This is a genomic window from Rhizobium sp. ERR 1071 (genome assembly GCF_007828675.1).
In the GTDB taxonomy this organism is placed as follows: domain Bacteria; phylum Pseudomonadota; class Alphaproteobacteria; order Rhizobiales; family Rhizobiaceae; genus Rhizobium; species Rhizobium dioscoreae.
Genome location: NZ_VITM01000004.1, coordinates 782,609 through 794,285 on the forward strand (window position 1 = coordinate 782,609; position 11,677 = coordinate 794,285).

Sequence of the window (11,677 nt, forward strand, 5' to 3'; positions counted from 1 at the left end):
ACTCATGGAGCCGAGTATGCGTTCACTTCTAGTCGCTGCAAGCTTTCTCTTCGTCGCCGGCCTGCTGTTTTCGACAGCGACAACGGCAAAACCCGTGGCCAATACCGCCGCGGCACACGCACATCAGTTTGCGCGTGAGGTGACGGAAGCGAGCGTGCCCGTCGGCTGGACGAGCTTCTGCAAAGCGCAGCCAGCCGAATGCGTGGCTGGCCAAAAAAGCGTGGAGTTCGCCGATCTCGATCATGATCGCTGGGAGCAGCTGCAGCAGATCAACAGCCTCGTCAATCATGAGATCGAGGGTGTCGGCGACAACGATCATTACGGCATCTACAAGCTCGGCATCATCAACTGGTGGACCTATCCCGACGATGGTGCCGGCAACTGCAATGACTATGTTCTCTTAAAGAAGAAATTGCTCGTGGAAGCAGGCTGGCCGCGATCTGCTCTGCTGCTGACGGTCGTCCTCGATACCCATAACGAAGGACATCTTGTCTTGATGGCGCGCACCAATAATGGCGATCTCATCCTCGACAATCTCACCGATACGGTGAAAAACTGGAGCGGAACGGGCTACACTTTCATCAAGCGCCAGACGGCCGACAATCCGAACAATTGGGTTCGGCTGTAATCCGGTCGCACACCCGAAGAGCTTGCCATGATCAGCAAGGCACTGGCGTCTCACTCGCAGTGATTGGCGGCCCAATAGCTGTCGACCAGGCCTTTCCCATCCTGGTCCAGAATGGCAAAATTGCCGGGGATGACGACGAAGAAGCGTTCTGCACCTTCCGCACCGGCGCCGTCATTTGTAGTTCCCGTATCGACACGACCGCAAACGACGAAGCCCGGCATTCGTTCGCTCGGCTTGGCTTCCAGAATATGGATAGCTGAGGGCGGCACCTCTATTCGCCGCGCGACCGCCGCCTTGGCCAGCGCCGGAACATCCGCCATCGTCGGCAAAGCTTCGCCGGGGGCGGCTGCAAGCAAGATGCTCCCTGCGATCACGAGATGTTGCATCGACATCCTTTCGAAAGCCCGGACCACGGGAACGCAACCCTGGACGGCCATATCCCCTATGCCTGTGCAGCCGAGAGCTGCTTTGATCGAAGTTTATTGTGATTCGTGAGACGGAAGAAGCTTACGCTCTTGCCTTCGGATAGCGATCGCGTATCAAGATCGTCCCCGCGCCGGGGAATATTTTTGGAAAGCCACTTTGCGAATGCGAACACGCCTGTCGATACTCCCGGCACTCGGTCTTCTTTTTATCCTTGCATTCACGAACGCGGTTTCTGCGCGTGAGCTCGTGCGCGTGCCGCCAGGCAATCGCAACAGCGTTCAGCCGCCCATCCCCAATACTTCGGTACTGCGGGCCAAGGCCTTCAACACCACCTACGACGAAAAATACCAGAAGATCATCGGCGTGCTTCGCGACGACAAGGAGCTGATGGCCTCGATCAGGAAGGCCGGGCAGGCCTATGGGATCGACCCCATCCACATTGTTGGCGCCCTGGTCGGCGAACACACCTACAACATCACGATCGTCAACAGGGTGAAGTCCTACTACGTCAAGGCGCTCGCCTATTCGCAGTCCGATTTCAAATTCGCCTATAAGGACGTGACGGTCCAAACCTTCCTGAAGAAGCCGGAATTCGCCCATTGCAACGCCTTCACCGGCAGCGCCGAACTTTGGGAATGCCGCGACGAGACCTGGGACAAGAGTTTTCGAGGCAAGGTCATCGATGGTGTCACTTATGAAAACATGACGTTCCAGCGCGCGTTCTTTCAGCCCTTCTTTGCGGGCCAGACCTTCGGTCTTGGCCAGATCAGCCCTTTGACCGCCCTTGAAGTCACCGATCTCGTCCACGCGACAAGCGGCCTGCCGAAGCTATCGGTCGATGATCCGCAGGCGATCTACCGCGACATCATGGATCCCGATCGCAGCGTGATCTATATTGCCGCCATCGTAAAGGATGCCATTGACGCCTATCGCGCGGAGGGTTTCGACATCACCGACAATCCCGGCCTGACGGCAACGCTTTACAATGTCGGCCAGCCGCGCCGCCGTGCGGCTGCCCTGCGGCAGGCGGCGGATGCTTCGGGCGGGAAGAAATTGCCGGAAGAAAATTATTATGGCTGGCTGGTGAACGACAAACTGCCGGAGCTTCGTGGGTTGCTCGGCAGCGACAATAGCCAGTAAGCCGCCAGAACTTTATCCATGAAGAACACCGGTTTGATCAGGCGATCAGGCTGACGCGATCATTGGCAATCTTGTTTTCGACCCAGGCTCTTTCATTCTGCCAATCATGCCGCTTCCATCCCTCCCAGCCAAAGCCGCACAGCTTGATGTCCCATTCCGAGGCGGGAAACCTTGAAAGCGCATAACAGATGCCGAGGAAGCCTGTGCTAGGAAAGACCTTGTGCATGCGACGCCCGGAAATACCGAGCTCGCCGCAGCCGTCAATGTAGGTCTGAGGCGGCATGATGCGGATCTCCTTGCCGGCCCTGCCCAGCAACTCGATTGCCTGCATCGTCCAGTCAGCCTTTCGACCCTGCAGACGCTGGAAGATGTTCGGTCGGGGGTGATATTTGCGAATGATATCGGGGTGATAGGCCAGCATGAAGACCTTTGCGGCCTTGAGCGCGGCATTATCCATGAAGCTCGGATCGAGAAGCCGCCGATACAAGATCTTGCTTGATGCGGCCAGCATGATCATGTCGGTGCGCTCGCCGCTCATGCCTTCGGAAAGGACCGGTTCGTTGAAACGCATGACGAATTGCGCCTCGTCTACGATACCGGCGATATCGCGTTCCAGCTTTCCATTGCCGACAATGATTGCAGTCTTACGCGCCAATGCGGTCGTCCAGAAAATACGGGCCGTGCATTAACAAGCCGTTCTGACAAAGCGCTGAACCGCTGATGATGCGGAAATGAAATGCGGCCCCTCCGGGATCGGCTGTGCGCTGAAGGAAAAATGGGCTCGGCCCATAAGGCACGAGCCCATTTTGTAAGGACCGTGTTGCGACCAATCACGCTGCCTGTTCGAGCGCAGAACGTATCTGCATTTCGGCTTTGGCAATGGCCGCATTTGTCGCCTCGGCGCCGTGAGCCGTGCCTTCGAGGCGGACAGTTTCGATGTCGGTTATGCCCATGAAGCCGAGCAGATGCTCCAGATAGTTCGTCTGAAAATCGAAGGCTGCATGGACACCCTCGGAGAAGACGCCACCACTGGCCGTCACCACATAGGCTTTCTTGCCGCTCAGAAGGCCGTTAACGCCGCTCGCATCATAGCTGAAGGTGACGCCGGGCCAGATGATATGATCCATCCAGGCTTTGAGTTGGGAAGACAGACTGAAGTTGATCATTCCGGAACCGATAACGATCACCTCGGCGGCCTTGACCTCGTTCACCAATGTCTCTGCAAGTGCTACGGCTTCAGTCTGTTCCGGCGTCCGCGCCTGCGAGGGTGCCATACGGCCTTCGATATAGGCCAGCGTGATATGCGGCAGCGGTTGAGCTGCCAAGTCGCGTATCACGAGCGTTCCGCCCAAGCGATCTTTGAGCCCTTCCGCGATCTCGGTTGCGAAGCGTGTGGACAGGCCTTCGGCCCCTCGCGGGCTCGAGGTTACGACGAGAATGTTGGTCATTTGCTGACTCCTAATATGAGTGGTAAATAATTGTGACCAACGCTATTAATGTAACTAATTCATTCTCCGCAAGAAGGCACATTCATGACACTGAATGACATTGATTTTCCCATCCCCCATTTCGACGATTGCCGGATGGTGCGGGAAATTCTCGATCGCATCGGCGATAAATGGAGCTTGTACGTCATCGCCATTCTCAAAGATGGCCCTGTACGGTTCAACGAGTTGCGGCGGCGGATCGATGGCATTTCTCAGCGAATGCTGACGTTGACGCTGCGCGGGCTGGAGCGCGACGGCCTGGTGACGCGCACGCTATTCCCCACCATTCCGCCCCGAGTGGACTATGAACTCACCAAATCCGGTCGGGAACTGCTTGGTCCGGTGATGGCGCTTGTGGGATGGGCAACCGCCAATCAGGATGTCATTCAGGAGGCACGCGCCCAATACGACAAACGGTAGGGTGAGGCATTTCGGTCGGTAGTTCTTTGAAGTGCTCACAAGAAATACCGGAACTTCAACGGAAGCAGGGCCGCGCCGATCGCGCTGGCGTCACCTTTGGTTTCGCTGAGAACCAGCCGAGGCCCCGGCGGGGCGGCACCATAGCGATGCGGACGCTGCGACGGCAGGCGGGCGCGCGCGATCATCATTCGCCCAAGTTCGGGCGGGAGTTGGCCGCCGAAGACGATGGCTTGCGGATCGATCACCCCGGCAAGCGTGGCAATCAGACGGTCGAGCATCGGCATGGTCTCGGAGAGCCAGCTCTCGACGCCGGGCCAGGAAGGGTCGAAATTCTGCTTGAGTTCCTCAAGGGAGCCTATGTCGACACCGCTCTCCCGCAATGTGGCGATGAGATATTGCAAAGCCGGCCGGCGCTGCACTTCGTCGGGATTATATATGACGCTGAACTCCCCGGCATTCCCATGAAAGCCCAGATAAGGCCTGCCTTCCAGAACCAGGCCGCCGCCAAATCCATAGTTGAAGGACAAGTATGCAAAGGTCTTGCACCAGTGCCCGACACCGCGCAAGCTCTCACCGATCGCGCCCGTCGTTGCGTTGTTTTCCAACCAGGCCGGCAATGCAAAGACATGCTCAAGTTCCGGCTGCAGATCGACCAGAGACCAGTCGCGCAGCGGCTCCGGGGCATTGAAACGACGATCATCGCCGACGAAAAAGCCCGACATGGCAAAGCCAAGTCCGATGAGACTTGCGCGCGATATTTCGTGGCGCGTCAGGATCGAACTCAGTTTCTCGGCAAGGATTGCCAGCGTTGCCTTGCGGTCGGCGGGCACGCCGCTGAGCACCTCCTGATCGACGATGTCGCAGCCGAAATCAGCAAGCGACAGTGTCACGGCATCGGTATTGACGGAAATACCAACCGAATAAACCGCCTTCCGTTCCAGTTCGATAGTAGGGCTCGGCTGCCCGCGCGCGCCCTTGAATGGCGCACCGGCGCGAAGCAAGCCGCGAGCTGTCAGTGTCTCGACGAGCCGATGCACCGATTGCTGCGTCAAATTGGTGTGAGCCGTAATGGTCGCGCGCGGGATTGGCTCGCGGCTGCGAACAATATCGAGGATGAGGCGCTCGTTCTCGCTTGCCAGTGGGGATTTTTCAAGCGCTGCCATGAGTGCAATCCTGCTTCCTGTCATGCCGACTTAGCCCGCGCCTGTCAGCGTACAATCCGAACCCCATATTCGCGGCTCTCGTCATAAATATTACACTTTATGTGTATTAATAGCCATAACAGCGATCGGTGCCAATACATCGCGTCGGCCACACCCATTGGTGCTCACATTCGACATCGAACCTCGCATCCGCTCATTCCCGCCTGAAAACCGACAGCTCACGAAAGCTTTTCCCATGCATAGCCAGACCGCCACATCGCCCTCATCCCGCAATGCCGATATCTACGACCTCCTCTCCCGGGCCAATCCAAACATTCTGACGATTGCCCATCGCGGGCTTTGGTCGGCAGCTCCCGAAAATTCATTGGCGGCAATCCGTGCGGCAGCCGAGCTTGGGGTGGAATTCGTCGAAATCGACACGCAGGCGACCGCCGACGGCCATCTCGTCGTCATTCACGACAAGACGCTGGACCGCACCACCTCCGCCAAGGGTGTCGTCGGAGCGAGCAGTTTCGCCACAGTCCGCGATGCACGATTGCTTGCCGGTGCCGGCGGAGAGCTGGCTGTAATGACGGATGAACGCGTTCCCACGCTCGAAGAAGCGCTGGAAGAGGCACGCGGGCGCGTCTTCGTCAATATCGACACGAAATTCCCCCGCGAACTGCCGCAGGTCATTGCTGCAGTGCGGCGGCTGGGTGCCGAAGATCACGTCATCATCAAGTCGGATGTCGAACCGCAAAGCGGCTGCTTTCCGGTACTGGACGCCGATTGGTTCGGCTCGATCCCGCATATGCCGATGTTTCCCGTCCGACCTGGAAAATTCACCGAGGATCTCAGGATGATCGAATCGCTCGAGGCGCCGATGATCGAGGTGAAATTTACCGACATTGCCGATCTTGCCGCCGGGCGCGAGGAACTGGAGCGTCAAAATATCCGGCTCTGGATCAATACACTCGACGTCTCCCATAATCTCGACTTCAACGACAGCCGCGCACTCGGCGACCCCGAAGGCGTCTGGGGAGCGCTCGTTGACGCCGGCGTCGGTGCCATCCAGACCGACACGAATGTCGAATTCAAGCGGTGGCTCGCTATCAGAAGCGCCACCTGACAGGATCTTCGGCAACGGCAAGACAGAAAAGCCCGGGCGGTCTTCCGATCGTCCGGGCTTCTGCGTCCTGCCGCAGCAGTTATCCGCATCGAAACATATTTTCCCTGCGAAAGGGCTTGCCTCCCATAAGCGGAGCCGGTCGAGATCGTCCCCCTATGGGGACAAATGCTGCACCCGCGAAAAAAATGATGCGGAGATGAATTAAAACTGACGCGAAAATGAACTGGAAATGTTGACTTAAGGATTCACTGAACTAGTTCCCGCTGAGACGCCGGGGTCCGCCCCATCCACAGCGACCATATGAATCTGCATAATTCTGCGCAGCCGTTCCAGCCGTAAGACGTTGGTACGGCACGGGATATCTGTGCGGTTAAGAGGTCGCATCACAGCGCAGTGGGACTTCAGTATCGCATGAGCAGCATCACGGGACGGCTCGTCAAGGGAAGCATGTGGTTAAGCCTATCTCGAACCATCGTGAACGGGCTTGCAACACTCAGCACCTTCGTCTTGGCCCGCTATCTAGCGCCGGCTGATTTCGGCGTCGTCGCCCTCGGCATGACGATATTGATGATCGTCACGACCGTTACCGAGCTTTCCCTTTCCGAGGCGCTGATCCGCCATGATGCACCGGATGAATCCCATTTCAGTGCCGCCTGGACGCTGAATGCCGCACGCGGGCTGACGATCTGCATCCTGTTTGCGATCTTTGCCTATCCGGCGGCCGCCCTGTTCAATGAGCCGAGGCTGACGGGTGTCATGTTCGCTCTTGGCATTAGCATGCTGATGGGCGGCCTTACGAATCCGCGGCGCATTATGCTGCAGCGCGATCTGATCTTCTGGCAGGAGTTCGTGCTCGCCGTTTCGCAGAAATTCGCGGGCTTCGTCGTCTCGGTTGCGATCGCGATCATCTATCAAAGCTATTGGGCACTCGTCGTCGGCACGCTGATCAGCCAGGCGACGAACGTCATTGTCTCCTATCTCGTGCTGCCGTTCCGGCCCAGGATCACCTTCCAGCATATGCGGGAGTTCTTCTCCTTCTCCGCCTGGCTGACCGCAGGCCAGATCGTCAGCACGCTCAACTGGCGCTTCGACTATCTGCTTGTGGGCAAGATGCTCGGCGGCATCCAGCTCGGCTATTATTCGGTCGGCAGCAACCTCGCTATGATGCCGACGCGGGAGGCGACCGCGCCCCTCACCCAGACGATCTATCCGGCTTTCGCTGGCATTCACAACGATCCGGGCAGGCTCGCCGCCGCCTATCAGCGTGTTCAGGCACTGGTTGCTGCTGTAGCTCTTCCAGCCGGCATCGGCGTTGCCGTGACCGCCGACCCGTTGGTGAGGCTCGCGCTCGGCGACAAATGGGCGCCTGTCATCTTCATCATCCAGTCGCTTGCGTCTGTCTTTGCGCTGCAGACGCTGGGCTCGCTGGTGCAGCCGCTCGGCATGGCCAAAGGCGAGACGCGCGTGCTCTTCGTCCGAGACACGCAGATGTTCTGCCTGCGCGTGCCGATCATGATAGGCGGCCTGCTGCTCTATGGTCTTCCGGGGGTCATTGCCGGCCGCGTCTTCACCGGCCTCTTCAGTACCGCCGTCAACATGATGCTCGTACGGCGCTTCACCGGCATCAGCGTCGCCAGGCAATTGTCGGTGAACCTTCGGGCACTCGTGAGCGTCGCCATCATGGCGGCAGGCGTCTCGCTCGCCTCGAGCCATCTTGCCTACACGGACGACAAGCTCGTGCTCGTGACGCATCTGGCCATCCTGATCCTGCTTGGCGGCCTGCTCTATTGCGGTTCGACGCTCCTGCTGTGGACGTTGATGAGGCGGCCGGCCGGCCCGGAAACGGAGGTACGAAACATACTCGGCAAAGTGCTGCCGAGGCTTCGTCCTGCCTGAAAACGCGCGGCCGATATCGGCCGGAGACTGACCTGTCATCTAAACGGGGGAATGGGGAAATGACGTTACAATCAAATCAACAGCTGATCGCGAAACTGGACAACATGATCCACGATTGCCTGAAGGATTACATCAGCAAAGATGAGCCGCTGGCGATCCTCGATTTTCCTGACATCCGCAATTGCGGCGACTCCGCCATTTGGCTCGGCGAAATGGCCTATCTCAACCGGCGATATGGCAAGCGGCCGACCTATGTCTCGCGGATCGACGACTTCTCGCCCGAGCAACTCGAGCGCACCATGCCGACCGGTCCGATCTTCATTCATGGCGGCGGCAATTTCGGCGACATCTGGGATGCGCATCAGGACTTTCGCGAACGGGTTCTGGAACGATTTCCCAATCGGCAGGTGATCCAGTTCCCGCAATCCATCCATTACAAGTCGCAGGCACGCATAGAGGAAAGCGCCCGCGTCATCGGACGCCACAAGCATTTCGTATTGCTGGTGCGCGACGAAGAATCGAAAGAGTTCGCCCATAAGCACTTCGACTGCGAAGTGCGTCTTTGCCCGGACATGGCCTTCAGCATCGGAACGATCCGGCCGGATGAACCGGAATTTGACGTCCTTGCCATGTTGAGATCGGATCTCGAGAAGGTCGGAGACGCCAACCTTTCTGCCTATCCCGACATTCCGAAAGAAGACTGGACGACTGAATCCGCCAAGCGTGTACGTATCTCCAAAGCCTTCGGTGCGGCAACGGCATTGCTCGCCCTCAAGCCGGCCGAGATACGGCTGCGCAAGCTCGACGCGGCGGCGCATAACCGGTTGCGGCGCGGCATCCGCCAGATTTCCCGCGGCCGCGCGATCGTCACAGACCGGTTGCATGTCCACATCTGCTCGATCCTGCTTGGACGACCGCATGCCGTGCTGGACAATAGCTACGGCAAGATACGTCGGTTCATGGCGGCATTTTCCGGCGGCACCGATCTCGCCTACCGCGCGACCTCTCTCGAAGACGGTATCGCCTGGGCGCGTAATCAGGCTACACAACCATTGGCACCGGCCGCCTGACGTATTTCCGGTCGCATCATGCGACCGGGCTGCGTCCGCAAGACATCATTTTAGGGATACCAGTGAAGAACAACGACCCATGGGCTTGTCTTGTGGGCTTCGCTTTAATTGAAGCCAGCGGCTGCGGCGGCTCATTGGAAATGTAGACTATCGCGTACCATCGTGAATTCAGCCTCATGTTCGACAAAATCTGCCGGCCGCGCAGTGAAGCTCAGGGAATAAACTTGTCTCTTGTCAATCGCGACGAGAATAACTTGTTTGACGGAAGGAACTTCATTCACGGCTCCTGTACAGGTCGTTTGCAGTGCGGGAATCCCTCCAAGCATCTGCCCCACAGGCGTGTCGCAGACCGCTTTCATGCCTTGGGCTTCGTATGAATTGCGCACGGTTGCAAGCAAAGTGCGTGTCTGATCATCGAGCTTTAATTCTTCACTCTCTCTATGCGGCAAGCTGGTCAGAACTATAGCGGTGAGCGGTGAGCCGTCTGGGTTCGATTTAATCGCGGTTTGTGACAGTCCCGGCAATGGTCCGCCAAAATTCTCGACGGGAATTGAGGTATTGGTTACATTATATCCTGCTGGCCAGGTAATAGGCATATTGCTGGCATTTGCTCCCTCCGAATTCGCAGCGGTAGACGTCTTCGTCAATTGGCCGATTTGCGCTGCCAATACAAGCAACGCCAGCCCCCACAAGCTCAAAAGGAAAGCAGTTCGCGATCGCCGAGCCAAACGTCCCACAAGATAGGCGAGGCCGTAGGGGATTATGATCGCGCCAATAAAGGTACCTAGCAAAGCGCCGCCTTGTTGCGCGGCGAGCTCCGGCGACGTGGCGTCCACAACCGATAGGCTGTGCAACACCGTGCTGACGATGGCCATGAGAGCCAGTAGAAGCCACTGCCACCAACTCAATTTCTTAAAGCCTGGTCGCTCCTTGTCGACGATATCCATATTTCGGCAAGCCCAAATGCATAAGGTGGAAGTCTGGCATATAAAACGATTCACATGCGGCTACCATTGAGGCGGTAATGAATCAACAAAGCCACGATGTCATGAACCACTTAAGCTCCTTCGGATGACAGGATCTGGCAGTAATGATCGCCGCGTGACATATAATTTTGGCCATCGACTGCTTTACCAAGCGATGCTAAGAGCTGCCACTTGTGATCGTTCGTACCCATTCCAGTGGTTGGATATTACCGATGCGGGGTCCTTTCGCACAGGCGTTCGTTTGTGCCGGCATAGCATTCACGCTCTTCTTGGCAGGCCTCCTGGCTGTTTTCGGGTTAGCCGGACCTTACGCCGGTGAAGCACTTGGCCGACTGCTTTTTACGGTCGCTGTACCTGCACTTTGCACCGGCTTTTGGGCAAGCAAGTCTGCGACAACCTGGCCATTTTTGCGCATTGCAATCACGTTCACGACGATCCTTTTGATTGTACTTGCCTTGCAGGCTATCGGCGCGAGATCCTGGATCGGTCTCGCGGAGCGAAACATGCAGAGCGATCAATTAGCTTTCGGGCCAATGACGGGTACCAAGGAGGCTGAGAAACAGCAAAGATCGCCTGCTTCACCCGACATCCAGACCGTCATCCGGAAAGATCTGATGGCCAATATCGCGAGTTGCTGGATTCGACCCGATGCCGTTCCCTCCGAAAAGCCGAGGTTGAAACTCGTCCTCGGCCGCGACGGTTCGCTCCTGTTGAATCCCGTTGTCATCAATTCTTCCGACGATCCCCGTTTCGCCCCCTTTGCAACAAGTGCTGTCAAGGCAGTTCAACGCTGTGCGCCGTTCAAGGATTTAGCCGCCTATCAGGATCTTTACGATCAGTGGCGCGAAGTATTGATCGATTTTCAGGCCGGGTGAGGCAAACATAAGAAACTGTGTCTCTTCAGAAATATCTGTGACCGGTCTCATGAGTCGGTTCTATGCCAGGAACACCATCCACAATGGCTTCCAAACATTGGTGAAGCCTCGAAGGTAACGTCCTTGAGCGAGCTTTACGGACAGGCGTCGACGAAATGTGCATCGGCCCGACAATAACCGTTGCCTGAGCAAGGCTGCGCGCTCGTCGTCGATCCCTAATCCAGCGGCAAGACCACGATACGATATCGAGCGGAATCACCTTAGGCGATCCCACCCGTTTTTTGGAGGCTGATGCCATTTGAGAGGCAGCTAGCTGCCAAGAGGCGCGAGGCAGCCAACGCTCGCTACCCACTCGGTTTCAGCCTTCAGACCAAAGCTGTTCTGTAAGCGCGTAGGCCACCCCACGTATCTTTCGGACTGCTGATCGGCGATTTTCTGCATGAGTCATGCGGAGAATTCCATGAGCGACAGTGTGAAT

At 57.3% G+C, this 11,677-nt stretch carries 12 protein-coding genes; 7 read left to right on the plus strand and 5 right to left on the minus strand.

The features are described from left to right. Positions 1-16: 16 nt before the first annotated feature. Positions 17-628, plus strand: a complete 612-nt coding sequence (locus tag FBZ99_RS18285; protein WP_233788663.1) for a transglutaminase-like cysteine peptidase — start codon at positions 17-19, stop codon at positions 626-628. 50 nt (positions 629-678) lie between these two features. Here the strand turns inward: FBZ99_RS18285 and FBZ99_RS18290 are convergent, their stop codons facing one another. Continuing rightward, positions 679-1,014 carry a hypothetical protein gene (locus tag FBZ99_RS18290; RefSeq protein ID WP_113352490.1) on the minus strand — a complete coding sequence of 112 codons (336 nt, stop codon included), beginning with the start codon at positions 1,012-1,014 and terminating at the stop codon, positions 679-681. Between the two features lie 202 nt (positions 1,015-1,216). On the opposite strand from FBZ99_RS18290, the gene FBZ99_RS18295 reads away from it, so the two are divergent. Continuing rightward, positions 1,217-2,194: a DUF1402 family protein gene (locus FBZ99_RS18295; protein ID WP_113352428.1), complete on the plus strand. Its 978-nt coding sequence runs from the start codon at positions 1,217-1,219 to the stop codon at positions 2,192-2,194. 37 nt (positions 2,195-2,231) lie between these two features. On the opposite strand, the gene FBZ99_RS18300 is transcribed toward FBZ99_RS18295, so the two are convergent. Then, entirely contained in the window at positions 2,232-2,849 is a 618-nt protein-coding gene (locus FBZ99_RS18300) for a hypothetical protein (protein WP_113390115.1), read from the minus strand. A 175-nt stretch (positions 2,850-3,024) separates the two neighbouring features. After that, positions 3,025-3,642 (minus strand): FMN-dependent NADH-azoreductase, encoded by a 618-nt coding sequence (locus tag FBZ99_RS18305; RefSeq protein ID WP_113332801.1) that lies wholly within the window; start codon positions 3,640-3,642, stop codon positions 3,025-3,027. 84 nt (positions 3,643-3,726) lie between these two features. On the opposite strand from FBZ99_RS18305, the gene FBZ99_RS18310 reads away from it, so the two are divergent. After that, a complete protein-coding gene (locus FBZ99_RS18310; RefSeq protein ID WP_113332802.1) occupies positions 3,727-4,101 on the plus strand; it encodes a winged helix-turn-helix transcriptional regulator in 375 nt (124 codons plus the stop codon). Between the two features lie 35 nt (positions 4,102-4,136). Here the strand turns inward: FBZ99_RS18310 and FBZ99_RS18315 are convergent, their stop codons facing one another. After that, positions 4,137-5,264 (minus strand): ROK family transcriptional regulator, encoded by a 1,128-nt coding sequence (locus FBZ99_RS18315; RefSeq protein ID WP_113332803.1) that lies wholly within the window; start codon positions 5,262-5,264, stop codon positions 4,137-4,139. 235 nt (positions 5,265-5,499) lie between these two features. On the opposite strand from FBZ99_RS18315, the gene FBZ99_RS18320 reads away from it, so the two are divergent. The 3 genes from FBZ99_RS18320 (at position 5,500) to FBZ99_RS18330 (ending at position 9,338) form a co-directional block, all read left to right on the plus strand. Beyond that, a complete protein-coding gene (locus FBZ99_RS18320) occupies positions 5,500-6,372 on the plus strand; it encodes a glycerophosphodiester phosphodiesterase family protein (RefSeq protein ID WP_113332804.1) in 873 nt (290 codons plus the stop codon). A 411-nt stretch (positions 6,373-6,783) separates the two neighbouring features. Beyond that, complete coding sequence (locus FBZ99_RS18325) at positions 6,784-8,268, plus strand: lipopolysaccharide biosynthesis protein (RefSeq protein ID WP_113332805.1); 1,485 nt, start codon at positions 6,784-6,786, stop codon at positions 8,266-8,268. A 59-nt stretch (positions 8,269-8,327) separates the two neighbouring features. Further along, on the plus strand, positions 8,328-9,338 hold the full coding sequence (locus tag FBZ99_RS18330; protein ID WP_069615611.1) for a polysaccharide pyruvyl transferase family protein: 1,011 nt from the start codon (positions 8,328-8,330) through the stop codon (positions 9,336-9,338). 131 nt (positions 9,339-9,469) lie between these two features. On the opposite strand, the gene FBZ99_RS18335 is transcribed toward FBZ99_RS18330, so the two are convergent. Further along, the gene (locus tag FBZ99_RS18335; protein ID WP_113352431.1) at positions 9,470-10,285 is read right to left on the minus strand and encodes a DUF4946 domain-containing protein; all 816 of its coding nucleotides are present in this window, start codon (positions 10,283-10,285) and stop codon (positions 9,470-9,472) included. A gap of 212 nt (positions 10,286-10,497) precedes the next feature. Here FBZ99_RS18335 and FBZ99_RS18340 point away from each other — a divergent pair, with 212 nt between their 5' ends. Beyond that, positions 10,498-11,199 carry a cell envelope integrity protein TolA gene (locus FBZ99_RS18340; protein ID WP_145634164.1) on the plus strand — a complete coding sequence of 234 codons (702 nt, stop codon included), beginning with the start codon at positions 10,498-10,500 and terminating at the stop codon, positions 11,197-11,199. Positions 11,200-11,677: the final 478 nt, after the last annotated feature.